A 25,118-nucleotide genomic window follows, 5' to 3' on the forward strand; every position below is an offset into this window, starting at 1 on the left:
GCCGGGCCGCGCGCTGCTCGGCGGCTCGGCGGCGTCGGTTGAGGGTCGGGTCGGGGGTCAGCCGAGGAGGTGTGCGGCCAGGAGGTCACCCAGTGCCTCCTCGTGCGCCGCAGCCGGGCCGAGGGAGAGCTCGATCTGCTTCGCCCAGGCGTGGAAGCGGTGCAGCGGGTAGTCGGTGTCCGCGCCGAAGCCGCCGTGCAGATGCTGTGCGGTCTGCACGACCCGGCGGACACCGTCCGACGCCCAGATCTTCGCCACGGCGATGTCGCCCTCGAGGGGCAGCGCACTGTCGGCCCCGGTGGAGATCCGCCAGGCCGCTTGCCAGAGCGTCACTTCCATGGCCCGCAGGTCGATGTAACGGTCCGCGGCCTGCACGGCGACGGACTGAAAGGTCGCGACCGGAAAGCCGAACTGCTCGCGTTTGCCGGTGTATTCGCTCGTCATGGCGAGCACGGCCTCGCCCAGGCCGAGCGCGAGCGCGCACGTCCCGGTGGTGAGCAGGGCGCGCAGCCACTCCCAGGCCTCGGCGGTGTCGATCAACGCACGGCTGTCGATCCTTACCGCATCCAGCCGGACCTCGGCGAACAGCTCACCGCTGGTGGAGACCTGCTCGGCCAGGGTGACGCCTTCGTGGGCGGGCCGGATCAGGGCGAGAACGGCCCGGCCCTCCCCTGTGTGGGCGGGAATCGCGATCCAGTCCGCAGCCTGCGCCCAGGGCACCCCTGACTGCACTCCGTCGAGCACCCAGCCCGCAGCGCCACTATGGGCACTGTCGGTCGCATCGCCAAGAACTTCGTCGGGAAGCTTGTCAGGCCCTTTGCCGGATACCTCACAGGGCCGGTCGCTCCCCGCGGGGGCTTCGCGGTGCACAGTGACGGCGAGCTCGGCCGGGTCGTGGCCGGAGCGGCCGTTGGCCCCGACGGTGAGGACCAGCTCGCCGCGGCCGACGAGGGGAAGCAACTCGGCCGCCAGCCCCGGGTCGCCGTAGCGCTGGAGCGCCATCGCGACCGCGCACGTCTCCAGCAGTGGCACCCGCGCAAGCACCTTGGCGGACTCGCGCAGCACCAGGCAGAGCGTGACGAGATCGAGCCCCGCCCCGCCGTGCTCCGGCGACAGCGTCAGGCCCAGCAGGTCGCCTGCGGCGAGCCCGGCCCACAGGGGCCGGTCGATGTCCTCGGCCACCGCGCCCGGCACGAGAGCGGGGCTGGGAACCCCGTCGGGCGCTACGCCCGAGAAGACTGCTCTCGCCGCCTCGGTGGCTGCCTGCTGTTCCTCGGTGAAGGTGAAGTCCACTGCCCTGGCCTCCCGCGAACCGCTGCTCCCGTAACCGGACCTGACGGGGCGTCAAGATAGAACAGGTTCTATGAGAAGGGAACAGGAGGAGGTGTGGATGCGTGGGATATGGGGTGGACGGATGAATGGGATGGATGAACGGGAGGTAAGGCGGGGTGGGCGAAATGGGGTGTGGCCGGTGGTGGCCGGCCGGCGGTCAACGGTCGAAGTCGAGTTCCACTTCCGGAGTGACCGGATGCGACTGGCACGCCAGCACGTAGCCCGCGCCCGTCTCTTCGGGTTCCAGCGCAAAGTTGCGATCCATTCGCACTTCGCCGGAGACCAGGAATGCCCGGCAGGTCCCGCACACACCGCCCTTGCAGGCGTACGGCGCGTCGGAGCGGCTGCGCAGCACGGTCTCCAGCAGCGATTCGCCATCCTCTACCGGCCAGGTGCCGGAGCGGCCGTCCAGGGTCGCGGTGAGTCTGCTGTGAGCAGGCGTTTCGGCCCGGGGTCGGGCAGGCGCGTTCGGGCCGTCGTCCACGTGGAAGATCTCCTGGTGGATACGGGTCCGGTCGACGCCCAGGCCATGCAGCGCGCCTTCGGCCGCCAGTACCAGTCCGAACGGCCCGCACAGATACCAGCCGTCCACCTCCGCCACCGGAAGCAGCGCGGGGAGCAGGTCGGTGAGCCGATCACGGTCCAGCCGGCCGGACGGAAGGCCTGCCTGCTGCTCCTCCCGGGAGAGCGCCGTGACCAGCTGAAACCGGTCCGGGTAGCGATCCTTGAGGTCGGCGACCTCGTCCAGGAACATCGTCGAGACCGCCGTCCGGTCGCTGCGGATCAGACAGAAACGGGCGTCGGGCTCGCGTGCCAGCAGTGTCGCCGCGATCGACAGCACCGGGGTGATCCCGCTGCCCCCGACGATCGCCGCGAAGTGTCCGGCGCGGGGCGTGAGTACGAAGCGGCCCATCGGGGGCATCGCCTCGACCAGGTCACCGACGGTGAGTTCCTTCAGCGCGTACGTGGAGAACGCGCCGCCGTCGACGAGCCGAATGCCCACGCGCAGCACCGGGTCGGCCGGTTCCGCGGTGGCCGGGGAGCAGATCGAGTACGAGCGGCGGATCTCTTCGCCATCGACGGTGTAGCGCACATTGAGGTGCTGACCGGGTTGGTGGCGGAAGGTCTCGCGCAACTCGGGCGGCACGGCGAGGGTGACGGACACCGAATCGTCCGTGAGCCGTTCGATCGCGCGGACCCGGAGCGGATGGAACATCTACAACTCCTTGAAGTGGTCGAACGGTTCGCGACATGTCACACACCGGCGCAGCGCCTTGCAGGCGGTGGAGGAGAACCTGCTCAGCAGCTCCGTATCGGTCGAGCCGCAGTGCGGACAGCGCACCGAGAGCGTGAGCGGCACCGGGCCGCCTGCGGGGGCCGTGGCATCGTGCGAGCGCGGGGGTGCGATGCCGAACTCGGCCAGCTTGCGTCGCCCTTCCGCACTGATGTCGTCCGTCGACCAGGCCGGCGAGAGCACGGTGACCACGGAAACCTCCGGTATGCCGTGGTCATGCAGCACCCGCTCGATGTCGGAGCACATGGCCTCGATCGCCGGGCAGCCGGTGTAGGTCGGGGTGAGACGCACGGTGACCTTGCCGGGCGCGAGTACGTCCACACCCCGGAGCACTCCCAGCTCGTCCAGGGTCAGCACGGGCAGTTCGGGATCGGGCACAGAGCCTGCGAGCCGGTACAGCTCCTCCTCCAAGAGGGTCTCGGTCACCATGACGCCCCCGGGTGGCTGCGATGCAGATGCTGCATCTCGGCGATCATCCGGCCGAAGGGTTCGGTGTGGATGCCCTGGCGGCCCGCGCCCGCCGTCCACGCTCCGGACTGCGGACCGGTCGGCACGGTCAGCGTGGACTTCTTCAGCACCGTGGTGACGGTTTCGAGCCAGCCGTTGTGCAGCGACTGCCAGTCGATCTCCACACCCTCGACGGGCTGGAACAGCTCTCCGGTGAACCGCCACAGGGCGTCCACCGCGCGCTGCATCCGCTCATGGCTCTCGTCCGTGCCGTCGCCGAGCCGCAGCGTCCAGTGCTCCGCGTGGTCCTGGTGGTACGCGACCTCCTTGACCGCCTTCGCCGCCAGCCCGGCGAACCGGCTCTCACCGGCCGCCAGCTGTTCGTACAGGGGGCGCTGGTAGGCGGAGAAGTAGAGCTGGCGGGCGATGGTGTGGGCGAAGTCGCCATTCGGCTGCTCGACCAGCTGGACGTTGCGGAATGCGCGTTCCTCGCGCAGATACGCCAGCTCGTCCTCGTCCCCGGCGAGGGAGAGCAGCACCCGGGCCTGTCCCAGCAGGTCCAGGGCGATGTTGGCCAGGGCCACTTCCTCTTCCAGTACGGGGGCGTGGCCGGCCCACTCCCCCAGCCGGTGCGAGAGCACCAGCGCGTCGTCGCCCAGGGCGAGGGCCGCGGTCACAGGTGCTTCACCCCCTCCGGGATCTCGTAGAACGTCGGGTGCCGGTACGGCTTGTCACCGGCCGGCTCGAAGAAGGAGTCCTTCTCGTCCGGCGAGGAGGCCGTGACCTGTGCGGACGGGACCACCCAGATGGAGACGCCCTCGGAGCGGCGTGTGTACAGATCGCGCGCGTTGCGCAGGGCCATTTCCGCGTCCGGGGCGTGCAGGCTGCCCGCGTGGGTGTGGGACAGCCCTCGGCGCGAACGCACGAACACCTCCCACAGCGGCCATTCGGTCGAGCTGCTCATGCTGTCGCCTCCTCGTTCCGTACCGCGTTCCGTGCTCCTGTGTGCTTCTCCGCGTACACGACTGCCGCGTCCCGGACCCAGGAGCCCTCCTCGTGCGCCCGTCGGCGCTGGCTGAGGCGCTGCTCGTTGCACGGGCCGTTGCCCTTGAGGACTTCCTGGAACTCCTTCCAGTCGATCTCCCCGAAGTCGTGTTGTCCGCGCTCCTCGTTCCACCGGAGGTCAGGGTCCGGAAGGGTGAGTCCCAACGCTTCTGCCTGGGGGACGCAGATGTCCACGAAGCGCTGTCGCAGCTCGTCGTTGGAGTGCCGCTTGATCTTCCAGGTCATCGACTGCGCCGAGTGGGCCGATGCGTCGTCCGGCGGGCCGAACATCATCAGGGACGGCCACCACCAGCGGTTCACCGAGTCCTGAGCCATCTCGTGCTGCGCCGGGGTGCCGCGGCTGAGGGTGAGCAGCAGCTCGTACCCCTGACGCTGGTGGAAGGACTCCTCCTTGCAGATGCGGACCATCGCCCGGGCGTACGGGCCGTAGGAGCAGCGGCAGAGCGGCACCTGGTTGGTGATCGCGGCGCCGTCCACGAGCCAGCCGATCGCGCCGACGTCCGCCCAGGTCAGCGTCGGGTAATTAAAGATCGATGAATACCTCTGGCGGCCCGCGTGGAGCTTGTCGAGCAACTCCTCACGGCCGGTGCCGAGGGTTTCCGCGGCGCTGTACAGATAGAGCCCGTGCCCGGCCTCGTCCTGCACCTTGGCCATCAGGATCGCCTTGCGGCGCAGCGAGGGCGCTCGCGAGATCCAGTTGGCCTCCGGCTGCATGCCGATGATTTCGGAGTGGGCGTGCTGAGCCATTTGCCTGACCAGCGAGGCGCGGTACGCATCCGGCATCCAGTCGCGCGGCTCGATGCGCTCGTCCGCCGCCACCGCGGCGTCGAAGGCCGCCTCCAGGGCCTCGTCGGCCCCTGCGGGCCTGCCTGTTCCTGCCTGCGCCGCTTGGTCCGCAGTCACTGCCGTCATCCCGGACTCCCTACCGACCGACCGATCGTTCGGTTCATTGCCTTCAATGGTGAGTCGGTGGCCCGTAGGGTGTCAACCCTGTGGATAACTGACCGGGGATCGACGGGGATCGGGGCGGGATGGATTCGTACAGCGACAGGGGTGTCGGAGGCGGGAACGGGAGCGCCGGACCAGGGCCCGGGCAGGGCGAGGACGCCCCGTCCGGCGCCGGTCAGGAGCCGGGTTCAGGTCCCCGTGGCGGCATAGCTGCCCTGTCCCTTCCGTACCAGATCGTTGCCGCGATCGCGCTGTCCGTCATCGGGCTGTTCGCCTGCGGCCAGCTGGGCATGGTGTTTCTGCATGTCGCGCCCTCCAACACGCTGACCAAGCAGCACGGCCAAGCGGTCGACGACTGGATCTATCCCGAGTTCGAACAGAACTGGAAGCTATTCGCTCCGAACCCGCTCCAGCAGAACGTGGCCGTTCACGTACGCGCCGAGATAGCCGGCGCCGAGGGCCGCCGCACCACCCCCTGGATGAGCCTTTCCGGTGAGGACGGCAAGGCGATACGCGGCAGTCTTCTCCCCAGCCACATCCATCAGAACGAGCTGCGCCGCAGCTGGGACTTCTACGTCGGTTCCCACGATAACGAGAACCGGGCGAACGGCCTGCGCGGTGAGCTCTCCGAGCGCTACATCCGCCGCATCGCGATGCTGCGCCTCGGTGGGCACGACTACGGCGGCACCGTCGAGCGCATCCAGATCCGTTCCGAGGTGCGGTCCATCGCGGCGCCCGGCTGGAGCGAGGAAAGGATCAGTACGAAGCCGTCCTACCGGGTGCTGCCGTGGTGGACCGTAACCCCTGCCGACCTCCCCGAGAGCGCCAAGGGGGCGGACAAGTGAGTACGTCCACTTTCGATCGCAAGCTCGCCCGCGGCATCCAGCGCATCACCTCCTCGGCCCTCGGCCCGTACCAGAGCGCCGTCATCCGGATCGGTTTCTCCACCACCTACCTGCTGTTCCTGCTGCGCGAACTGCCACACCGCCACGAGATGTACGGCCCCGACGCCCCATGGCGCTGGGACATGGCGCAGCAGCTCATATCCGGCAATCGAGCCTTCACCACGCTCATGTGGTCGGACAGTACGGTCTGGTTCGAGGTCGTGTACGCGGTGGCTCTGCTCTCCGCCGCGCTGCTCATGGTCGGCTGGCACACCCGCGCCACGTCGGTTCTCTTCATGGCCGGTGTGCTCTCCCTGCAGAACCGCAGCATCTTCATGGGAGATGGCGGCGACAACGTCATCCACCTGATGGCGATCTATCTCGTGCTGACGCGTTGCGGGCAGGTCTGGTCGTTGGATGCCCGGCGTGCCGCTCGTGCGGGCCGTCTGGGGCGGGCGGGCCGTGTGGGCCCCACCCCGGGCCTGCCGGCTGATGCGGACGTCGATGGTCCTCGGCGTCCGGTGCGGGGGGATGCGGCCGGTCCGGTTCTCTGGGTGGTGCTCGGCCTGGTTCTGATGGTGGCCACCGTGACAGACGGTCTCGGCGGCACCTCGTGGCTGCCGGTCCTCTTCTGGCTCCTCTGGGTCGGCCACGGTGCCTGGTGGGTGGTGAATCGTCGCGCGCCGGACAGTGAAGCGCGCACCCTGCTCGATGTCATCGCCAACCTCGCCCACAACGCGACCCTCGTCGTGATCGCGGCCGAGGTCTGTCTGATCTACGCGACGGCAGGGTGGTACAAGATCCAGGGTTCGCGGTGGCAGGACGGCACGGCGCTGTACTACCCGCTCAAGCTCGATTACTTCACGCCCTGGCCCGGGCTGTCGGACATCCTCGCGTCCAGCGGTGTGATGGTGATGCTGCTGACGTACGGCACGGTCATCGTTCAGGTCGCCTTCCCCTTCACCCTGTTCAACCGGCGGGTCAAGAACGTCCTGCTCGTCGCCATGATGTGCGAGCACACCGGCATCGCTCTGCTGCTCGGGCTGCCGTTCTTCTCGATGGCGATGATCGCCGCCGACTCCGTCTTCCTGCCGACCGTCTTCCTGGTGTGGCTCGGTGGCCGGGTGACCCTCGGACGGGAGCTGCTGTTCTCGCGCAGGGGCAAGGTGCCGGGGCAGCGGCGTGCCGCAGATGACGAGGAGGCCCCGCAGCACAGCGACGACGGGGGCCATACGCTCGTCGGGTGAGTAGTGAGAGTGGCAGCAGCATGGGCGGCATTGGTGGCACCGGCAGTACCGGCGGCAAATCGGTGATCGAGGAGTCCCGGGGACTTGAACCGTCCGTCGCGTCCGCACCGGCGGCAGAACCCGGTCCGTCCGCGGAACCGATGCAGTACGACGACGGGTTCAGAACGGAGATCGGCGTCGGGCCGCACCCGCTGCCCTGGCCCGTGGACGAGCGGTACGACCCCGAGCTGCTCGCTCACGGCGACCGGCGCAACGTGGGTGACGCCTACCGGTACTGGACGCGGGAAGCGATCGTCGCCGATCTTGATCTCCGGCGGCACGACTTCCACGTGGCGGTTGAGAACTGGGGCCACGACTTCAATATCGGCTCCGTGGTGCGCACCGCGAACGCCTTCCTCGCCAAGGAGATCCACATCGTGGGGCGGCGGCGCTGGAACCGGCGCGGTGCGATGGTCACCGACCGGTACCAGCACGTGCGGCACCACCCCGACACCGAGTCGCTGACCGCGTGGGCGGCGGCGGAGGGCCTGCCGATCATCGGGATCGACAATCTGCCGGGGGCGGTGCCGCTGGAGCGGACCGAGCTGCCGCGGCGGTGTGTGCTGCTCTTCGGACAGGAGGGGCCCGGGCTGACGGAAGGGGCCCGCAAGCACGCGGCGATGGTGTGCTCCATCGCGCAGTTCGGGTCGACGCGGTCGATCAACGCCGGGGCCGCGGCTGCGATTGCCATGCATGCGTGGGTGCAGCGGTATGCGGATATTCCGGGGTAGGTGCGGCGGGTGCGGGCCGGGTGTCGGTGCCTGTGGGGTTGGACGCCTGCGGTGGGCTTGCCCTACCTGCCTTTGGCCCCAGCCCCTTCCCGTGACCGGGGCCCCGCCCCCGTGCCCCCGCTCCTCAAACGCCGGAGGCTGGAAAGAAGCCCGGAAGAGCTGGGGGGCTTGGAGGAGCAGAGGACGGGCCGAAAGGGGCGGGAGCGAACGGGTCCGCGAGGGGCGGGAGAACGGGAGAGGCAGGCGGGGGTTATGCCTGGCGGCGGACTTCCACTGTGCGGAAGCGGTTTGCTACGAACGCGCCGTCGCACAGGGCCGCGTTCGCTGCCGGGTTGCCGCCCGAGCCGTGGAAGTCGGAGAACGCCGCGGTCTGGTTGACGTACACCCCGCCGGTCAGGTTCAGCGAGAGCTGGGCCGACTCGTCCAGGCAGACGTCCTCCACCGCGCGCTCCACCTCTGGTGAGGTGGTGTACGCGCCGACCGTCATCGCGCCCTTGTCGCGGATCGTGCGGCGGAGCAGCTCCACGGCGTCGGCTGTCGAGTCGACCGCTACGGCGAAGGAGACCGGTCCGAAGCACTCCGACAGGAAGTGGTCCTCGTCGTCCGGCTTGGTGCCGTCCAGTTTGACGACGACGGGGGTGCGGACCACGGCATCGGGGAATTCCGGGTTGGCAACCTCGCGCGAGGGCAGGGCGACCTCACCCAGCTCCGCTGCCGCCTCCAGGCGGGCCTTCACATCGGGGTTGACCAGGGCGCCGAGCAGTGCGTTCGCCCGGGCGTCGTCGCCCAGCAGCCCGTTCACCGCGGCGGCGATGTCGTCGACGACTTCGTCGTACGACTTGTTGCCGTCGTCGGTCGTGATGCCGTCGCGGGGGATCAGCAGGTTCTGCGGAGTGGTGCACATCTGGCCGCTGTACAGCGAGAGGGAGAACGCCAGGTTGGCGAGCATCCCTCGGTAGTCGTCCGTGGAGTCGAGGACGATGGTGTTGACGCCGGCCTTCTCCGTGTACACCTGGGCCTGGCGGGCGTTGGTCTCCAGCCAGTCGCCGAAGGCGGTGGATCCGGTGTAGTCGATGATCTTGATCTCCGGGCGCACCGCGAGAGACTTCGCGATGCCCTCGCCCGGCCGTTCGGCGGCCAGGGCGATCAGGTTGGCGTCGAAGCCCGCCTCGACGAGCACCTCGCGGGCCAGCTGCACCGTGAGCGCGAGCGGAAGCACGGCGCGCGGGTGCGGCTTGACCAGGACGGGATTGCCGGTGGCCAGGGAGGCGAAGAGGCCCGGATAGCCGTTCCACGTGGGGAACGTGTTGCAGCCGATCAGGAGCGAGATACCGCGGGGCGCCGCGGTGAACGACTTGTGCAGCTGGAGCGGGTCGCGCTTGCCCTGCGGCTTGGACCAGTCGGCGCTCTGCGGGGTGCGGATCTGCTCCGCGTATGCGTACGCCACGGCTTCCAGGCCGCGGTCCTGGGCGTGCGGGCCGCCCGCCTGGAACGCCATCATGAAGGCCTGGCCGCTGGTGTGCATCACTGCGTGGCCGAACTCATGGGTCCTGGCGCTGATCCGCGCGAGGATCTCCAGACAGACCAGGGCCCTGGTCTCGGGGCCCGCCGCACGCCAGGCGGCCATGCCCGAACGCATCGCCGGCAGCAGGACATCCAGGTCGGCGTGCGGATATTCGACGCCCAGCTCCGGCCCGTACGGAGAGATCTCTCCGCCCGTCCAGCCGTCTGTGCCCGGCTGGCCGAGGTCGAGCCGGGTGTGCAGCACGGCGTCGAACGCGGCCTTGCCCTCGGCGGCGCTCAGGCTGCCGGGGGCGCCGCCCTCGCCGTATGCCTTCGGATGCTCGGGATGCGGAGACCAGTAGGCGCGCGTGCGGATCGCGTCGAGGGCTTGGTCGAGCGTGGGGCGGTGCTTCTCGGACAACAGGTGCGGGGAGAGCTCGGCGGCCATGACGGACCAACTCCTCATCGAGCTGGGCAGGGACGGGCGGACAGAGTTAGAGTAACCGAACGATCGGTCGGGACAAGGGGGCCCGCCAAACCTGTGGACAACTCGTAGGGGAGGATCGCGGACATGACCACGGCCAAGCGGGACACGTACACCCCGGAGACTCTGCTCACCGTTGCTGTCCGTGTCTTCAACGAGCGCGGCTACGACGGCACGTCCATGGAGCATCTCTCCCGGGCTGCGGGCATCTCCAAGTCGTCCATCTATCACCATGTCGCGGGCAAGGAGGAGCTGCTCCGTCGTGCGGTGAGCCGGGCGCTGGACGGGCTCTTCGGCATTCTCGACGAGCCGGGGGCGACGCAGGGGCGTGCGATCGAGCGGGTCGAGTACGTCACCCGTCGCACCGTCGATGTGCTGATAGCCGAACTGCCCTACGTCACGCTGCTGCTGCGCGTGCGGGGCAACACGAAGACCGAACGCTGGGCCATGGAGCGGCGGCGCGAGTTCGACCACCGGGTGACCGATCTCCTCAGGGCGGCGGTCGCGGACGGTGATCTCCGCTCCGACGTGGACATACGGCTGGTGACGCGGCTGCTCTTCGGGATGGTCAACTCGCTGGTGGAGTGGTACCGGCCCCAGTCGGACGGTGGCGTCGACGGGGAGCGGCTGGCGGACACGCTCGTTCTGGTGGCCTTCGAGGGGATGCGGTCCAGTCGTTGAGCGGATCACTCGCTGAGTTGAAACGTTGACGAGCGGACAGGCCCGGGCCACTGCGCCTTCGGTGTGACCGCTGCCTTGGACGGTGTGAACGGGGGCAGGGAGCTCCGTCTCCGGCTCGGATTCGGTATTCGTCCACTTGGTCCCGTTACGTGAGCTCGGTGGGTCTGGCCGGGCCCGGGGCCAGGTCCGTCTCCTCGAACACCAGAAGTGTGCGGGTGGAGAGCACCTCCGGGATGGCCTGGATCCTGGTCAGGACCAGTTCGCGCAGCGACCGGTTGTCCGGGGTGTGCACCAGCAGCAGGACATCGAAGTCGCCGCTGACGAGCGCGATGTGAGTGGCCCCGGGCAGCGCCTGGAGCTGCTCGCGCACGGTGCGCCAGGAATTTTGGACGATCTTGAGCGTGATGTACGCGGAGGCGCCCTGCCCCGCCCGCTCATGGTTCACGCGCGCGCTGAAACCGCGGATCACACCGTCGTCGATGAGCCGGTTGATCCGGGCGTACGCGTTGGCCCGGGAGACATGGACGCGATCGGCCACCGACCGTATCGAGGCGCGGCCGTCCGTCTGGAGCAACCTCAGGATGTCGCGGTCGACGGCGTCCAGCGGGCGCGCGGGCGGAACCTGGCCGGGTTCCTCGCCCCCGTCGGCCATTTGTTCAGCTGACATGTGCCCGCGCCTCCCTGTCCTGGACGACCTGCCCCTATCCCAGGCTGTGGAGAACCGTTTGTCCACAGGCTGAAGGCGCCTGTAGCCAAAATGCGCTCGCGACCGAACAATCGGTAGGTGAGGCACGGCACATCCGTGCCTCGGACAGCGCTCGACATTTCGATGTATTTCGACACCCCTCGGCATCGGACGATCCTCGATGCCGACAGACGCCGCTCGAAACCCCTCGATGCCAGGAGGTGCTTGTCATGACGGTCCAAGAGCTGCCCGGCGCGGCCGCTTACCGGCCCACGCCGCCCCCGGCCTGGAAGCCGCTCACCGATCCCGCGCCGCTGCTCCCGGACCCCGAGCCGTATCGCGTGCTCGGTACGGACGCCGTGGCCGATGCCGACCCCGCGTTGCTGCTGCGGCTCTACGCGGAGCTGGTGCGCGGCCGGCGGTACAACGCACAGGCCACCGCTCTCACCAAGCAGGGCCGGCTCGCTGTCTACCCGTCGAGCACGGGGCAGGAGGCCTGCGAGATAGCGGCCGCACTGGTGCTGGAGGAGCGGGACTGGCTCTTTCCCAGCTACCGCGACACTCTGGCTGCCGTGGCGCGCGGCCTGGACCCGGTCGAGGCACTGACGCTGCTGCGCGGCGACCGGCACACCGGTTACGACCCGCGCGAACACCGCATCGCCCCGCTCTGCACCCCCCTCGCCACTCAGCTGCCGCACGCCGTGGGCCTGGCACACGCGGCGCGGCTCAAGGGTGACGACGTGGTGGCACTGGCCATGGTCGGTGACGGCGGGACCAGCGAGGGCGATTTCCACGAGGCGCTGAATTTCGCGGCCGTCTGGCGGGCCCCGGTCGTCTTCCTCGTGCAGAACAACGGTTTCGCGATCTCCGTGCCGCTGGCGAAGCAGACCGCGGCTCCGTCCCTGGCGCACAAGGCTGTGGGGTACGGGATGCCGGGCCGGCTGGTGGACGGCAATGACGCGGCCGCCGTGCACCAGGTTCTCGGCGAGGCGGTGGCACGGGCCCGGAGCGGTGGCGGGCCGACGCTCGTCGAAGCGGTGACGTACCGCATGGACGCCCATACGAACGCCGACGACGCCACGCGCTACCGCGTCGACAGCGAAGTGGAGGCGTGGCGTGCGCACGATCCGATCCAGCTCCTGGAGCGGGAGCTGACCGGGCGAGGGCTGCTCGGTGACGACGGGATCGAGGAGGCGCGCGCGGAAGCGGAGCGGATGGCGACCGCTCTGCGCGAACGGATGAACGCCGATCCGGTGCTCGAACCGATGGATCTCTTCGCCCATGTCTACGCGGAACAGACCACCCAACTGCGGGAGCAGGCCGCCCGCTTGCGTGTCGAGCTGGAGGCCGAGCAGGACCAGCACGGCCACAACGACTTGGAGGGAGGGCGATGACCACCGCAGCGGCGCCGGCCGGAGAGCGGACGGCGAAGGCCAAGCCGGCCACCATGGCGCAGGCGCTCGGGCGAGCGCTGCGCGACTCGATGGCCGAGGATCCGACGGTGCACGTCCTTGGTGAGGATGTCGGCACGCTCGGTGGGGTTTTCCGGATCACCGACGGTCTGGCGAAGGAGTTCGGCGAGGACCGTTGCACGGACACCCCGCTGGCCGAGGCGGGCATCCTCGGCACGGCCGTCGGTATGGCGATGTACGGGCTGCGGCCCGTGGTGGAGATGCAGTTCGACGCCTTCGCCTATCCGGCGTTCGAGCAGCTCATCAGCCATGTCGCCAAGATGCGGAACCGGACGGCCGGCGCCATGCCGTTGCCGATCACGGTCCGGGTGCCGTACGGCGGCGGGATCGGCGGGGTGGAGCACCACAGCGACTCCTCGGAGGCGTACTACATGGCGACGCCCGGCCTCCACGTCGTCACGCCCGCCACGGTCGAGGACGCGTACGGGCTGCTGAGGGCCTCGATCGCCTCCGACGATCCGGTGGTCTTCCTGGAGCCGAAGCGGCTCTACTGGTCGAAGGCGGACTGGTCGCCCGAGGCGCCGGTGGCCGTGGAACCGATTGGACGGGCCGTCGTCCGCCGGACCGGGCGCAGCGCGACGCTGATCACGTACGGGCCGTCATTGCCGGTCTGTATGGACGCCGCGGAGGCGGCTGTGGCAGAGGGCTGGGATCTCGAAGTCGTCGATCTGCGCTCATTGGTCCCGTTCGACGACGAGACCGTCGCCGCTTCCGTGCGGCGTACGGGGCGCGCGGTCGTCGTCCATGAGTCCTCCGGTTTCGGCGGTCCGGGCGGCGAGATAGCGGCCCGGGTCACCGAGCGCTGCTTTCACCATCTGGAGGCGCCGGTGCTGCGGGTCACCGGGTTCGACATTCCGTATCCGCCGCCGATGCAGGAGCGGCACCATCTGCCGGGCGTGGACCGGGTGCTCGACGCGGTCGCCCGCTTGCAGTGGGAGGCGGAGAGCTGATGCCACAGGTACTCGAATTCAAGCTGCCGGACCTCGGTGAGGGGCTCACCGAGGCGGAGATCGTGCGCTGGCTGGTGGAGGTCGGCGATGTCGTCGCCATCGACCAGCCGGTCGTCGAGGTCGAGACGGCCAAGGCGATGGTGGAGGTGCCGTGCCCTTACGGGGGCGTGGTGACCGCGCGGTTCGGCGAGGAGGGCATGGAACTTCCGGTCGGGTCACCGTTGTTGACGGTGGCTGTGGGGTCCGAGGGGGGCTTGGGGTCTGCGGGATTGGTGGGCTCGGGGGCAGGGGAAGGCGCGGGTGCGGGGACTGGGGCGGTGGTGTCGGCCGTGGGGTCCGGGGCCGGTTCGGGCGGGGCGGGTTCCGGCTCCGGGGCTCAGGCCAGAGACGGGGCCGGTGAGGTGGAGTCGTCCGGCAATGTGTTGGTCGGGTACGGGACGGGTGCGCCGGCGGCACGCCGTCGACGGGTCCGGCCCGAGGCGGTGGCGGCGCATGCTGCCGCACACGTGACCGCTACGGCTGCGGCTGCGGCAGCTGCTTCTGTTCCGGACGCGGCGAAGGGGCCGGTGGCCGTTGTCTCCCCGCTGGTACGGAAGCTGGCGCGGCAGCACGACCTCGATCTGCGGCAGCTGGCGGGCTCCGGGCCGGACGGGTTGATCATGCGTGCCGATGTCGAGTCCGCGATCAGGGCGCTGGCAGAGGGGGCGGCGGCTCCTTCGCCGGACGCGGTCTCGGTGTCCGTGTCGGCGCCGGTGCCGGTGCCGGTGTCGGAGTCGGGTTCGGTGCCCGAGCACGGACAGGGGCCGCTTTCGGTATCGACGTCGCTGCCGCCGGTGCGGCCGTCGACGGCGCGGAGGGCCACGGGTCCGGCCGTGGAGCGCATTCCGTTGCGCGGTGTACGGGGCGCGGTCGCCGACAAGCTGGCGCGCAGTCGGCGAGAGATCCCCGATGCGACGTGCTGGGTCGACGCCGATGCCACCGAGCTGATGGCAGCCAGATCCGCGATGAACAGCGCCGGTGGTACGGTCGCCGGTCCCAAGGTGTCGGTGCTCGCCCTGCTGGCGCGTATCTGCACTGCCGCGCTGGCCCGGTTCCCCGAGCTCAACGCCACGGTGGATCCGGAAGCGCGGGAGATAGTGCGGCTGCCGGAGGTCCATCTCGGGTTCGCGGCGCAGACCGAGCGGGGCCTCGTCGTCCCCGTCGTGCGGGATGCACAGGCCCGGAACGCGGAGTCGATCGCGGCCGAGATCGCCCGGCTGACCGAGGCGGCCCGGACGGGGAGGCTGACCCCGGCAGAGCTGACCGGCGGCACGTTCACGCTGAACAACTACGGGGTGTTCGGGGTCGACGGTTCGACCCCGATCATCAACCACCCGGAGGCGGCGATGCTGGGCGTCGGCCGGATCGTGCCCAAACCGTGGGTGCACGAAGGTGAGCTGGCTGTGCGCCAGGTCGTCCAGCTCTCGCTGACCTTCGACCACCGGGTCTGCGACGGCGGTACGGCGGGCGGATTCCTGCGCTACGTGGCCGACTGCGTGGAACAACCGGCGGTGCTCCTGCGCACGTTGTAGGCGGATTCGGCTGCGGGCTCCCGTTTCTTCCCTGGCAGATCTGCTGGATCGCGGACCTGGGAGGATCAACGGGGGCCGTGCCCCGCATACTCGGAGCATGACCGCGTATGACGCCATCGTCCTTGCCGGAGGGGCCGCCAAGCGGCTCGGCGGTGCCGACAAGCCCGGGATCCGGGTCGGTGGCCGTGCGCTGCTCGACCGGGTGCTCGCGGCCTGCGCCGACGCCTCGACCACCGTGGTGGTGGGCGGGCGGCGGCCCACCGCGCGCGCCGTGACCTGGACGCGGGAAGAACCGCAGGGCGGCGGCCCGTTGGCCGCGCTCGACGCCGGCGTCAGGTGTACCGGCGCGGAATGGGTTCTCGTACTCTCCGCCGATCTGCCGTTCCTCGGGGAGAGCACCGTCGGAGGGCTGTTGGCCGCCGCCCGTGACGGTCAGCGGGACGGGGCCCTGTGCGCAGACCCGGACGGTCGCGATCAGCCTCTCGTCGCCGTCTACCGTGGCGAACCGCTGCGCCGCGAACTCGCCCTGATCGCCACCGAGCACGGCGGTCTGTCCGGGCTTCCCCTGCGGTTGCTGACGAACGAGCTCGACCTTGCCCGGGTGGAGGCCGGCCCCCTCGCCTCCTTCGACTGCGACACCTGGGAGGACATTGCGTCGGCCCGGGCCCGTATCAGAGAGCATGGGACCGTGCTGGACGAATGGATCACCGCAGTCAAGAACGAACTGGGCATCGAACTCGACGTCGACACCGACGTCCTGCTCGATCTCGCCCGTGACGCCGCCCACGGCGTCGCCCGTCCCGCCGCGCCCCTGACGACGTTCCTTGTCGGGTACGCGGCGGCGAAGGCGAGCAGCGACGGCGACGGCCAGGCGGTGGCCGAGGCAGCCCGCAAGGCCGCCGCGCTGGCCCTCCGGTGGGCGGACGAGAACGAGACCCGATGACGGCCCGCAACGACAGGTCCGACCCGCCCCCGGCGGCCGATGCCGCGTCGATGGGCGTTGCGCCGGTGGACGCAGGGTCCTCGGCGGCCGTGGAGCCCTCGGTGGGCGCGGGGCCCTCGGAGGCCGGCGGGGACTCGGCGCGTGACAGTCCGGCGTCGGGCGAGCGGGTGCCGACCCAGGAGGAACTGCGAGCCGCCGAGGAGGACCGGGCCGTTGAACAGGCCCTCGCGCTGGTTGGGCGCCGGTCGTCAGGTGAGCCCCAACCGTCACGTCGGCCTCACTCTGTGGATCAGCCGCGGCCTGCGGACCGGCTCGGCTTCGTGAACCTTCCTCAGTCCGTGGACCGGCTCGGTTCTGTGGACCTGTCTCAGTCCGTGGACCGGCTCGGTTCTGCGGATCGGCCTCACTCTGCGGATCGACCCCACTCCACGGATTCCTGTTCCTCGGAGTCGTCGAACTCCGCGGGCCGGCCCCGCTCCACGGAAGAGCGCGCGTCCGTATTCCCCTCCCAGTCCCTGGCTCCGTTTCCGCCCCCGCAGCCGGACCAGGGCGCCGTCCGGCCGCACGGGCGTGACCGGCACAGCCGGGCGTACTCCTGGCGGGAGGCGCGCGCGCTCGCCGCGCGGTCGGGCCGTGACGTTCCCGTCCGTTCCCGGCGGCTTCCCTTCGACCAGGCCCTCGGACACGTACTTGCCGAACCGCTCGTCGCACTCACCGATCTGCCGTCCTTCGACACCTCTGCCATGGACGGCTGGGTCGTCACCGGACCGGGTCCATGGACCATCCGCGAGGTCGAAGGAAGCGAAAGCGAGGAAGGCGACACCAGCCCACGCCCCAGCCCACGGCCGAGCCAACATCTGGGCATCCTCGCCGGGCACCGCGCCCCCGCCGCGCTCCCCGACGGCGATGCCGTACGGATCGCCACCGGCGCACGCATTCCGGCGGACGCCAACGCGGTGATCCGCAGCGAGCACGCTCGCGTGGACGAGTCCACGGGGCTGCTCCACGCGACGCACCAGGTACATCCAGGACAGGACATCAGGCCCCGAGGCCAGGAATGCCGTTCCGGCGATCAGCTCCTGCCCGCCGGGGCCCTGGTGACGCCCGCAGTTCTCGGCCTGGCTGCCGCCGCAGGGTACGACGAGCTGGGCACCGTCCCCCGCCCCCGCGTCGATGTCCTCGTCCTCGGTGACGAACTCCTGACCAGTGGGCTGCCGCACGACGGGCTGATCCGTGACGCGCTCGGCCCGATGATCGGTCCCTGGCTGCGCGCCCTGGGCGTCGAGGTCTCCGCCCCGCAGCGCCTCGGCGACGACGCCGCGGCCCTCCGGAGCGCCCTCACCGCCTCCGACGCAGATCTGATCATCACCACCGGCGGTACGGCCTCGGGCCCTGTCGACCACGTCCACCCGGTCCTTGCCGAGATCGGGGCCGAGCTGCTGGTCGACGGCGTCGCCGTCCGCCCCGGCCACCCGATGCTGCTGGCCAGGCTCAGGGCGGAGGGACCGGATGCGGGCCCGTATCTCGTCGGGCTGCCGGGTAATCCGCTGGCCGCCGTCTCCGGGCTTCTCACACTTGCCGAGCCGTTGCTCCGCGGGCTGGCCGGCCATGCGCCGGAGGCGCCGTACCGGGTCGTGGTGCGCGACGAGGTGCACGGGCACCCGCACGACACCCGTCTGGTACCCGTCGTCCATCGCGCGGGCGGCACCGACGACCGTGCCCGTAGTCTCGGCAACGCGGGAACCGGCAGCGGTGCCGAGTACGTCGTACCGCTGCATTACAACGGTCCGGCGATGCTCCGGGGAATTGCCGCGGCCGACGGACTGGCCGTCGTACCTCCGGGCGGGGTACGGTCCGGCACCGAGGTGGAGATCCTCGACCTACCGTGGGCCTCGGCGACGCCGTGGACGGAAGGGTGTTTCACGTGAAACTTCCCGGCCACGATGCGATGGCCAGGCGTGCCGACGAGCATGTCGCGCCCACGCGGGTGGAGCTCCCGCGCAGGGTCACCGAGGGGCCGGCGCGGCAGGTCGCCAAGCGGCTGATGATGGCGTTGCTGGTGCTTGCCGCAACTGTGCTGATCGTCTGGCTCGACCGCGGGGGATATCACGATGCCGCCGATGGCAAGGTCGACCTGCTGGACGCGGTGTACTACGCGACGGTCACCCTCTCCACCACCGGATACGGAGACATCACCCCGTACGGGGACGCCGCCCGGCTCACCAATGTGATGCTCGTGACACCGTTGCGGGTGCTGTTCCTGATCATCCTGGTCGGTACCACTCTTGAGGTCCTTACGGAACGGACCCGGGAGGACTTTCGGCTGAAGCGTTGGAGAGCCAACTTGCGTGACCACACCGTCGTCGTCGGCTTCGGCACGAAGGGCCGTTCGGCCATCCAGACCCTGCGCGCCACCGGCCTGAGCAAAGAACAGATCGTCATCGTCGATCCGGCGAGCAAGGTGATCGAGATCGCCAACGCCGAAGGGTTCGTGGGTGTGGTCGGCGATGCGACGCGCAGCGAGGTTCTGCTGCGTGCCGAGCTTCAGAAGGCGCGTCAGATCATCATCGCCACCCAGCGCGACGACACGGCGGTGCTGGTGGCGTTGACGGCGCGGCAGCTCAACCGCGGCGCGAAGATCGTCGCCGCGGTGCGTGAGGAGGAGAACGCCCCGCTGCTCAGGCAGTCCGGCGCCGACGCGGTGATCACCAGCGCCAGCGCGGCGGGCCGGCTGCTCGGCCTCTCCGTCCTCAGTCCCAGCGCGGGTACGGTGATGGAGGACCTGATCCAGCAGGGCAGCGGTCTCGACCTCGTCGAACGGCCGGTGATAAAGGCCGAGGTGGGCAAGAGCGTCCGGGAGACCGAGGATCTCGTCGTCAGCGTGTTGCGGGGGCATCGGCTGCTCGGATACGACGATCCGGCGGCCAGTCCCCTGCAGCTGACGGACCGTTTGATCACCATCGTGCGGGCCTCGAACGAACCGCCGCTGAGCCACCCGGCACCAGGCGTGCCGCGCTCGTAGCCGGGCATCGCGCGGACGCCGTACTCGCTATCGGGCGTCACCCTCGGGCCGGTGGTGGGCACCGCACCGCCCGGCCCGCTCCCACTGCGTAGGCCCGCCGCACCGCCCCGGCCCGCTCCCACCGCGTAGGCCCGCCCGTACGGCCCGTCGCGTCATGGAGTCGTCTGCCGGCGTTGCGGAGTCGTCTGCCGGCGTTGCGACGCCGCCTCCCGGCGCCGCGTGGTTGCCCGTCCCGCGCCACGGCTCCGTGCGTCCCGCGCCACGGAGTAGCCTCGCCGCCATGTATGCGATCACGATCCCCGAACCCGGTGGCCCCGAGGCGCTCGTATGGGCCGAGGTGCCCGATCCGGTAGCCGGCGAGGGCGAGGTCCTCGTCGATGTCGTGTCCAGCGCGGTCAATCGCGCCGATGTGCTGCAGCGGCAGGGGTTCTACAACCCGCCGCCCGGTGCTTCCCCGTACCCGGGCCTGGAGTGCGCGGGCCGCATCTCGGCGATCGGGCCCGGCGTCAGCGGCTGGTCGGTCGGCGACGAGGTGTGTGCGCTGCTCGCTGGTGGCGGTTACGCGGAGAAGGTCGCCGTACCCGCCGGACAACTGCTGCCCGTACCGGACGGAGTCGACCTGACGCTGTCGGCGGCACTGCCCGAGGTGACGGCCACGGTCTGGTCGAACGTGTTCATGGTGGCCCATCTGCGCCCCGGCGAGACGCTGTTGGTGCACGGCGGATCCAGTGGCATCGGCACGATGGCTATCCAGCTCGCCAAGGCCGTGGGCGCAACGGTCGCGGTGACCGCGGGCGGACCGGAGAAGCTCGCGCGCTGTGCGGAGCTCGGGGCCGACATCCTGATCGACTACCGGGAGCAGGACTTCGTCGAGGAGTTGCGCAAGGCGACGGACGGGGCCGGTGCGGATGTCATTCTCGACATCGTCGGTGCGAAGTACCTGGACCGGAACGTGAAGGCACTCGCCGTCAACGGCCGGCTTGCCATCATCGGCCTCCAGGGCGGCGTCAAGGGCGAGCTGAATCTGAACGCCCTCCTGCACAAGCGGGCCGCCATCACCGCGACCTCACTGCGCGGCCGTCCGCTCGCCGAGAAGGCCGCCATCGTCGCCGCCGTGCGCGAGCACGTCTGGCCGCTGATCGCCGACGGTGTCGTACGGCCGGTCGTGGACCGCACGCTGCCGATGCCCGACGCCGCCGAGGCCCACCGGGTGCTGGAGTCCAGCGCTCACATCGGAAAGGTGCTTCTGCGGACACCCGCGGGCTGACCCTCCGCCCCTGCCCTCGCCACCGGGCACGCACCGCACACAACGGGGCCCGGCACACAGGTCGTCGACCATGCGTGCCGGGCCTTGGCGTTGCTACGTCATCGAAACGTGCGGACCAGAGTGGCGTGCGGACCAGAGTGGCGTACGGACCAGAGTGGCGTACGGACCAGAGTGGCGTACGGGCGAGAGTGGCGTGCGGACCAGAGCGGCGTACCGACTACAGATACGGCCCGGACCGGATGGCCCCGTGCTGATCCCCGCTGCCGTCCTCGTCCTCGTGTCCGCTTCCCGACGGAAGGGCGCGGCGCATCTGCTCCAACTGGGCCCGCGCCGCCATCTGCTGGGCGAACAGCGCCGTCTGGATGCCGTGGAAGAGGCCCTCCAGCCAGCCCACCAACTGGGCCTGCGCGATCCGGAGTTCCGCCTCGGAGGGCACCGACTCCTCGGTGAACGGCAGGGAGAGCCGCTCCAGCTCCTCCACCAACTCCGGCGCGAGGCCGTCCTCCAGCTCTTTCACGGAGCTCGCGTGGATCTCCTTGAGCCTGACCCGGCTCGCCTCGTCGAGTGGAGCAGCCCTGACCTCCTCCAGGAGCTGCTTGATCATGCTGCCGATGCGCATGACTTTCGCGGGCTGCTCGACCATCTCCGTCACCGGGACCTCACGCGACTCGTCGTCAGTGCCACCGCCGCCGCCGATCGCCATGCCGTCCTGCCCCACCACGAGGACTTGGGGGTGCTCCTGCGACCGTTCATTCCTCGGCATCTCCATGGCGCCATTGTCTCGCACACCTGCTGTACAACACGGTGGTGCCCCCGTAAACGGTTGATCCACCGTTTACGGGGGCACCAAATCAGCCGGTCAGGCCACTGACCGCGCCGGACGCGTGATCATCCGGCTCGCCGTGCCAGCGTCAGGCGCGACCGCGTGAACGCCGCAGCGAGCACCCCGGCCAGCAGCGGAATGCCCACGACGAGCAGACCGATGGTCGCCCAGGGCAGCACGATCGGCGTGTACGCCGACTGTGTGGGATCGAGCCGCATCAACTTCAGTGCTTCCCGCAGGTCGATGAGGCGCAGCGCCACCGCGGGCACCAGGCCTGCCAGCGTGCCGAGCACCACACCCGTGAGGGCCACCACCACGCACTGGAAGCCGGACAGCTTCCGCCGCACGCTCGGAGGCGCACCTACCGCGCTGAGGGTGTTGAGGTCGGCTTCCGCGTCCGCCTTGGCCAGGCCCGTAGTGATCGCGGCCGCGCCCAGGGTCACCAGGCCGGCGAACAGGGTCAGGATCAGCAGGATGGTGTCCTCCCCCAGGCCGGGGCCGTAATCGGCCTGCACCCAGATGCCGCCGCCGGCCTGCTCGATGGCACCGGAAACCCGCTGGTCCTCGGCGGCTGTCGGCGCATGGGCGACGGCATACACGCTCCCGGACGCCCTGGTGTGCAGGCCCAGCCGTTCCGCGGTCTTCTCCGGAAGGATCATGCGGATTCCGGGCGTGGCGGCGTACTTCTCGGGGGCCACGTACACCTTCAGCTTGTCCACGGTGGTCCGTGCCTTGCCCGGGTGCGGCTGCCCGTACTTCTTGTCCTTCTCGCTGTACTGGTGGACCGCCTTGACAGTGACCTCGCCGTTCTCCGCGTACACCGGGTTGAGCAGCACCGGAGTGCCCGCGGCCAGCGCCTTCGCCGCCGCGGGGTCGTCGAGCTTCACATACGTGTCGAGCAGGCCCGCGTCCGCGACGACGATGTTGCTCTCACCGGTGTCGAAAAGACCCGACGCCATCAGGTCGGTGAGGCAGGCGGGGGACCGCATCAGCTTCCTGTGCTCGTCGGCGGAGAGCCGTGCGGCAAGCTCCTTGGCTCCCTTGCGGGTGAGCGGGCAGCTGTGGGCCTTGCCGGTGGGCTTGACCAGTTCCAGCGAGCCGCATTGGTTCTCCTCGTAGTTGTTGCAGTCGCTGCCTGCCCAGACCCGTCGGAAGTCCGCGTGTCCGCTGGTGACGGCCATGTTCCGCTCCACGGCCGTCCGTGCCAGCGGGAGCCGCTCGGCCGACTCCTCGCCGGAGGACGAGACGACGATGGTCCCCTGGGTGAGCGAGGGGATGTAGTTGTACTCGTACTCGGCCGAATGGCTGGACATGTACGTGGCGATGGCCACCGAACCTGCGACGGCCGCCATCACCGCGGCGACGGCGGGAGCGGTACGACCACGGTTGCGGGCCGCGTCGCGCAGCGCCATCCGGGGCGAGAGAGGCAGCCTCCTGCCGAGCCGCCCGAGGAAGCCGACGATCACCGGGATGCACCCGAGCAGACCGAGCTCGGCGACAATCGATCCGCCGGCGACCAGTGTCGAATTCCCGCTGGTGCCGCCGTAGAGGGCGATCGCGCCACCGAGCGCCAGCACGCAGGCGCCCAGGACGGGCAGCACCCGGGAGGAGCGGCGGGCGCCGCGCCGGCCGGTCAGCGACTCCAGTACGGACTGCCGGCTCGCCACGATCGCCGGGGCGAACGCCGCCAGCAGGCCGGTGATCAGGCCGATCGCGGCGATGAGCAGCAACTCCAGCGGCGGCATCGAGAGAGAGCCGAACCGGTGTCCGGCCCAGTTCTCGATCACGGGCTGGAGGGCCGCGGTGAGCCCGAGGCCGACCGCGACACCCGCCACCGCTCCGATGCCACCGAGCACCAGACCGCCCCCGAGCACCACGGCCCTGATGTGGCGCCTGTCTCCGCCGCAGGTGCCGAGAAGGCCGAGCTGGCGGCGGGAACGGCGCGCACCGACCGCGAAGGCCGGCCCGGCGAGCAGCACGATCTCCAGGACCGCCATGGCGATCACGGTGACGAGTGCCGCGCTGAATCTCTCGGAGCCGATGTCGAAGCTGCCGGGGTTTCTGGCAGTCAGCGGGACCTCGGAGTCCGGCGGCGGGTCGAGGGCGACCTGCCGGGACGTGACGAGCACGCCCGACTTATTGGCCTCCATGATGTGCGGCCAGGTCACGCCGACCCCTGCGGGGCCTTTGACCAGCCAGTCCATGGACCCGGCGTTCGGCGGAAGCACCTTCTTGTCGTGGTCGGCCTCGGCCTTCCACGGAGCGATGACCGCACCGGGGTCGGCGTAGAGCGCCTCGGTCTTCAGCTCGCTGGGCAGCTCGACCGCGCCGGTGATGGTGTACGTCCGGCCGGAGTTGCGCACGGTGGTGGTCGAGCCGACGTGCAGTCCGGTCGCCTTCAGGAACGGCTCGGTGGCGGCCATCTCGCCCTTGCCGTGCGGGTAGGCGCCGCGCACGAGGTCGATCTTGCCGCGGGCCATCGTGTCCGACGTCCGGATCTCGACGATGTCGGTGTTCGTGACGCCGTACCGGGTGGTGACACTCGCCGGGACGGACTGGATGCTGATCGCCCGCGAACCCTTGGGGAACGTCGTCCTGATGTCGACCGGGTCGCGGTTCTCCACGGGCGGTGCGTCGTCGACGCCCATGTAGATGTTGCTCACCGCCCCATCGGGGAGCTGCTCGATGGGCCCCATCATCTCGTCGCTGAACAACGCGTCGGCGGAGCCCATTTTGCTGGTCAGCTGCTCGGCGACGGTCGGCGTCATGCTGCGGTACGTCACATCGAGGGCCGTGACGCCGAGTACCGGTATCGCGATCATCGCGACCACCAGTGCGCTGCGGCCCTTGGCGCGCATCGCGTCGCGCCTGGCTATGCGGAGGGAGGCGCGCCAGCCCGTGAAGACGCTCACTTGGCGCCCTCGGCGGCCAGCAGCGAGTCGGCGTCGGCGGTGAGCGCCTGGTCGATGATCGAACCGTCCCGGAGGAACACGACCCGGTCCGCCCAGGCGGCGTACCGCGGCTCGTGCGTCACCATCACACCGGCCGCGCCCCGGTCACAGCGGCTGCGCAGCAGCGCGAGCACGGCCTCACCGGTCTCGGAGTCGAGTGCCCCGGTCGGTTCGTCGGCGAGCACGAGGCGCCGGTCCCCCACCAGCGCACGGGCGATCGCGACGCGCTGCTGCTGGCCGCCGGACATCTCGTCCGGGAAACGGTCGGCGATCTCCAGGAGCTTCAACTCCTCCAGCGCCGCCCGCGCCTCCTTGCGGGCCTTGCGCACGGAGACCCCGTCGAGCTCGCGCGGCAGGGCGATGTTCTCGGCGGCGGTGAGCGCCGGGATCAGGTTGTAGTCCTGGAAGACATAGCCGACGCTGCGACGGCGCAGGGCGGCGACGCCCTTGCGGCCGAGGCCGGCGATGTCCTGGCCCTCGATGATGACCTGGCCGCTGGTCGCGGTGTCGAGGCCGCCCGCGATGGTCAGCAGGGTGGACTTGCCGGAGCCGGAGGGGCCCATCACGGCGACGAGTTCACCGGTGTGCACGGAGAGGTCGATGCCACGCAGGGCGTGCACCTCGGCGATGCCGGTGCCGTGGGTGCGGGTGAGCGCTCGGAGTTCGAGCACCGGTGCGTCGACCGACAGCGGCGAATCGGACGAGGACGCGGATCGGGACGGGGCGCGCGAGGACATGGTGGGTGGTTCCCCCTTGGAACAGGTCTGTGGGCCGGTGGC

The 25,118-nt window shown here is 70.1% G+C and carries 22 protein-coding genes; 11 read left to right on the forward strand and 11 right to left on the reverse strand.

The window, feature by feature from the left end:
• Positions 1 to 57: 57 nt before the first annotated feature.
• The 6 genes from ACFVV1_RS05020 to paaA all read right to left on the reverse strand — a co-directional run bounded on the left by ACFVV1_RS05020 (position 58) and on the right by paaA (position 5,050).
• A complete protein-coding gene (locus ACFVV1_RS05020) occupies positions 58 to 1,293 on the reverse strand; it encodes an acyl-CoA dehydrogenase family protein (RefSeq protein ID WP_389984574.1) in 1,236 nt (411 codons plus the stop codon).
• Between the two features lie 196 nt (positions 1,294 to 1,489).
• The gene (locus tag ACFVV1_RS05025) at positions 1,490 to 2,548 is read right to left on the reverse strand and encodes a 2Fe-2S iron-sulfur cluster-binding protein (protein WP_389984577.1); all 1,059 of its coding nucleotides are present in this window, start codon (positions 2,546 to 2,548) and stop codon (positions 1,490 to 1,492) included.
• Positions 2,549 to 3,055, reverse strand: a complete 507-nt coding sequence (gene paaD, locus ACFVV1_RS05030; RefSeq protein WP_389984580.1) for a 1,2-phenylacetyl-CoA epoxidase subunit PaaD — start codon at positions 3,053 to 3,055, stop codon at positions 2,549 to 2,551.
• On the reverse strand, positions 3,049 to 3,750 hold the full coding sequence (gene paaC / locus ACFVV1_RS05035) for a 1,2-phenylacetyl-CoA epoxidase subunit PaaC (protein WP_389984583.1): 702 nt from the start codon (positions 3,748 to 3,750) through the stop codon (positions 3,049 to 3,051). Before paaC ends, paaD begins: the two co-directional genes overlap by 7 nt.
• Positions 3,747 to 4,037 carry a 1,2-phenylacetyl-CoA epoxidase subunit PaaB gene (gene paaB, locus ACFVV1_RS05040; RefSeq protein ID WP_093548044.1) on the reverse strand — a complete coding sequence of 97 codons (291 nt, stop codon included), beginning with the start codon at positions 4,035 to 4,037 and terminating at the stop codon, positions 3,747 to 3,749. Before paaB ends, paaC begins: the two co-directional genes overlap by 4 nt.
• Positions 4,034 to 5,050, reverse strand: coding sequence for a 1,2-phenylacetyl-CoA epoxidase subunit PaaA (gene paaA, locus ACFVV1_RS05045; RefSeq protein WP_389984586.1), 1,017 nt, complete (start codon positions 5,048 to 5,050; stop codon positions 4,034 to 4,036). Before paaA ends, paaB begins: the two co-directional genes overlap by 4 nt.
• A 119-nt stretch (positions 5,051 to 5,169) precedes the next feature.
• Between paaA and ACFVV1_RS05050 the strand changes: the two genes are divergently transcribed.
• The 3 genes from ACFVV1_RS05050 to ACFVV1_RS05060 all read left to right on the forward strand — a co-directional run bounded on the left by ACFVV1_RS05050 (position 5,170) and on the right by ACFVV1_RS05060 (position 7,987).
• On the forward strand, positions 5,170 to 5,931 hold the full coding sequence (locus ACFVV1_RS05050) for a DUF5819 family protein (protein ID WP_389984588.1): 762 nt from the start codon (positions 5,170 to 5,172) through the stop codon (positions 5,929 to 5,931).
• The gene (locus ACFVV1_RS05055) at positions 5,928 to 7,217 is read left to right on the forward strand and encodes an HTTM domain-containing protein (protein ID WP_389984591.1); all 1,290 of its coding nucleotides are present in this window, start codon (positions 5,928 to 5,930) and stop codon (positions 7,215 to 7,217) included. Before ACFVV1_RS05050 ends, ACFVV1_RS05055 begins: the two co-directional genes overlap by 4 nt.
• A gap of 140 nt (positions 7,218 to 7,357) precedes the next feature.
• Positions 7,358 to 7,987, forward strand: a complete 630-nt coding sequence (locus tag ACFVV1_RS05060; RefSeq protein ID WP_389985141.1) for a TrmH family RNA methyltransferase — start codon at positions 7,358 to 7,360, stop codon at positions 7,985 to 7,987.
• A 250-nt stretch (positions 7,988 to 8,237) separates the two neighbouring features.
• Here the strand turns inward: ACFVV1_RS05060 and paaN are convergent, their stop codons facing one another.
• Positions 8,238 to 9,938, reverse strand: a complete 1,701-nt coding sequence (gene paaN, locus ACFVV1_RS05065) for a phenylacetic acid degradation protein PaaN (protein WP_389984594.1) — start codon at positions 9,936 to 9,938, stop codon at positions 8,238 to 8,240.
• Between the two features lie 123 nt (positions 9,939 to 10,061).
• Here paaN and ACFVV1_RS05070 point away from each other — a divergent pair, with 123 nt between their 5' ends.
• Positions 10,062 to 10,655, forward strand: a complete 594-nt coding sequence (locus ACFVV1_RS05070; RefSeq protein ID WP_389984597.1) for a TetR/AcrR family transcriptional regulator — start codon at positions 10,062 to 10,064, stop codon at positions 10,653 to 10,655.
• A 145-nt stretch (positions 10,656 to 10,800) separates the two neighbouring features.
• Here the strand turns inward: ACFVV1_RS05070 and ACFVV1_RS05075 are convergent, their stop codons facing one another.
• Entirely contained in the window at positions 10,801 to 11,307 is a 507-nt protein-coding gene (locus ACFVV1_RS05075) for an Lrp/AsnC family transcriptional regulator (protein WP_389985144.1), read from the reverse strand.
• Between the two features lie 263 nt (positions 11,308 to 11,570).
• Here ACFVV1_RS05075 and pdhA point away from each other — a divergent pair, with 263 nt between their 5' ends.
• The 7 genes from pdhA to ACFVV1_RS05110 all read left to right on the forward strand — a co-directional run bounded on the left by pdhA (position 11,571) and on the right by ACFVV1_RS05110 (position 20,565).
• Positions 11,571 to 12,734: a pyruvate dehydrogenase (acetyl-transferring) E1 component subunit alpha gene (gene pdhA, locus ACFVV1_RS05080; RefSeq protein WP_389984600.1), complete on the forward strand. Its 1,164-nt coding sequence runs from the start codon at positions 11,571 to 11,573 to the stop codon at positions 12,732 to 12,734.
• Complete coding sequence (locus ACFVV1_RS05085) at positions 12,731 to 13,762, forward strand: alpha-ketoacid dehydrogenase subunit beta (protein ID WP_389984603.1); 1,032 nt, start codon at positions 12,731 to 12,733, stop codon at positions 13,760 to 13,762. The genes pdhA and ACFVV1_RS05085 overlap by 4 nt, the downstream gene beginning before the upstream one ends.
• On the forward strand, positions 13,762 to 15,333 hold the full coding sequence (locus ACFVV1_RS05090) for a dihydrolipoamide acetyltransferase family protein (protein WP_389984606.1): 1,572 nt from the start codon (positions 13,762 to 13,764) through the stop codon (positions 15,331 to 15,333). Before ACFVV1_RS05085 ends, ACFVV1_RS05090 begins: the two co-directional genes overlap by 1 nt.
• Positions 15,334 to 15,430: 97 nt before the next feature.
• The gene (locus ACFVV1_RS05095) at positions 15,431 to 16,276 is read left to right on the forward strand and encodes an NTP transferase domain-containing protein (RefSeq protein ID WP_389984609.1); all 846 of its coding nucleotides are present in this window, start codon (positions 15,431 to 15,433) and stop codon (positions 16,274 to 16,276) included.
• A gap of 167 nt (positions 16,277 to 16,443) precedes the next feature.
• Positions 16,444 to 18,204: a molybdopterin molybdotransferase MoeA gene (locus tag ACFVV1_RS05100; protein WP_389985147.1), complete on the forward strand. Its 1,761-nt coding sequence runs from the start codon at positions 16,444 to 16,446 to the stop codon at positions 18,202 to 18,204.
• A complete protein-coding gene (locus tag ACFVV1_RS05105) occupies positions 18,162 to 19,298 on the forward strand; it encodes a potassium channel family protein (RefSeq protein ID WP_389984612.1) in 1,137 nt (378 codons plus the stop codon). Before ACFVV1_RS05100 ends, ACFVV1_RS05105 begins: the two co-directional genes overlap by 43 nt.
• Positions 19,299 to 19,578: 280 nt before the next feature.
• Positions 19,579 to 20,565, forward strand: coding sequence for an NAD(P)H-quinone oxidoreductase (locus ACFVV1_RS05110; RefSeq protein ID WP_389984615.1), 987 nt, complete (start codon positions 19,579 to 19,581; stop codon positions 20,563 to 20,565).
• Between the two features lie 217 nt (positions 20,566 to 20,782).
• Here the strand turns inward: ACFVV1_RS05110 and ACFVV1_RS05115 are convergent, their stop codons facing one another.
• The 3 genes from ACFVV1_RS05115 to ACFVV1_RS05125 all read right to left on the reverse strand — a co-directional run bounded on the left by ACFVV1_RS05115 (position 20,783) and on the right by ACFVV1_RS05125 (position 25,076).
• Entirely contained in the window at positions 20,783 to 21,334 is a 552-nt protein-coding gene (locus ACFVV1_RS05115) for a bacterial proteasome activator family protein (protein WP_389984618.1), read from the reverse strand.
• Positions 21,335 to 21,453: 119 nt separating this feature from the next.
• Positions 21,454 to 24,300, reverse strand: a complete 2,847-nt coding sequence (locus ACFVV1_RS05120; protein WP_389984621.1) for an FtsX-like permease family protein — start codon at positions 24,298 to 24,300, stop codon at positions 21,454 to 21,456.
• Positions 24,297 to 25,076 carry an ABC transporter ATP-binding protein gene (locus ACFVV1_RS05125; RefSeq protein ID WP_389984624.1) on the reverse strand — a complete coding sequence of 260 codons (780 nt, stop codon included), beginning with the start codon at positions 25,074 to 25,076 and terminating at the stop codon, positions 24,297 to 24,299. Before ACFVV1_RS05125 ends, ACFVV1_RS05120 begins: the two co-directional genes overlap by 4 nt.
• Positions 25,077 to 25,118 lie beyond the last annotated feature (42 nt).

It is taken from the genome of Streptomyces sp. NPDC058092, from assembly GCF_042884935.1.
Classification (GTDB): Bacteria; Actinomycetota; Actinomycetes; order Streptomycetales; family Streptomycetaceae; genus Streptomyces.

Coding starts and splice junctions, on each gene's coding strand:
- ACFVV1_RS05060 (WP_389985141.1), top strand. CDS start 7,358: ATGCAGTACGACGACGGGTTCAGAACGGAGATCGGCGTCGGGCCGCAC.
- ACFVV1_RS05090 (WP_389984606.1), top strand. CDS start 13,762: ATGCCACAGGTACTCGAATTCAAGCTGCCGGACCTCGGTGAGGGGCTC.
- ACFVV1_RS05095 (WP_389984609.1), top strand. CDS start 15,431: ATGACCGCGTATGACGCCATCGTCCTTGCCGGAGGGGCCGCCAAGCGG.
- ACFVV1_RS05115 (WP_389984618.1), bottom strand. CDS start 21,334: ATGGAGATGCCGAGGAATGAACGGTCGCAGGAGCACCCCCAAGTCCTC.
- ACFVV1_RS05085 (WP_389984603.1), top strand. CDS start 12,731: ATGACCACCGCAGCGGCGCCGGCCGGAGAGCGGACGGCGAAGGCCAAG.
- ACFVV1_RS05075 (WP_389985144.1), bottom strand. CDS start 11,307: ATGGCCGACGGGGGCGAGGAACCCGGCCAGGTTCCGCCCGCGCGCCCG.
- paaD (WP_389984580.1), bottom strand. CDS start 3,055: ATGGTGACCGAGACCCTCTTGGAGGAGGAGCTGTACCGGCTCGCAGGC.
- paaA (WP_389984586.1), bottom strand. CDS start 5,050: ATGACGGCAGTGACTGCGGACCAAGCGGCGCAGGCAGGAACAGGCAGG.
- paaB (WP_093548044.1), bottom strand. CDS start 4,037: ATGAGCAGCTCGACCGAATGGCCGCTGTGGGAGGTGTTCGTGCGTTCG.
- ACFVV1_RS05050 (WP_389984588.1), top strand. CDS start 5,170: ATGGATTCGTACAGCGACAGGGGTGTCGGAGGCGGGAACGGGAGCGCC.
- ACFVV1_RS05025 (WP_389984577.1), bottom strand. CDS start 2,548: ATGTTCCATCCGCTCCGGGTCCGCGCGATCGAACGGCTCACGGACGAT.
- ACFVV1_RS05110 (WP_389984615.1), top strand. CDS start 19,579: ATGTATGCGATCACGATCCCCGAACCCGGTGGCCCCGAGGCGCTCGTA.
- paaN (WP_389984594.1), bottom strand. CDS start 9,938: ATGGCCGCCGAGCTCTCCCCGCACCTGTTGTCCGAGAAGCACCGCCCC.
- ACFVV1_RS05125 (WP_389984624.1), bottom strand. CDS start 25,076: ATGTCCTCGCGCGCCCCGTCCCGATCCGCGTCCTCGTCCGATTCGCCG.
- ACFVV1_RS05070 (WP_389984597.1), top strand. CDS start 10,062: ATGACCACGGCCAAGCGGGACACGTACACCCCGGAGACTCTGCTCACC.
- pdhA (WP_389984600.1), top strand. CDS start 11,571: ATGACGGTCCAAGAGCTGCCCGGCGCGGCCGCTTACCGGCCCACGCCG.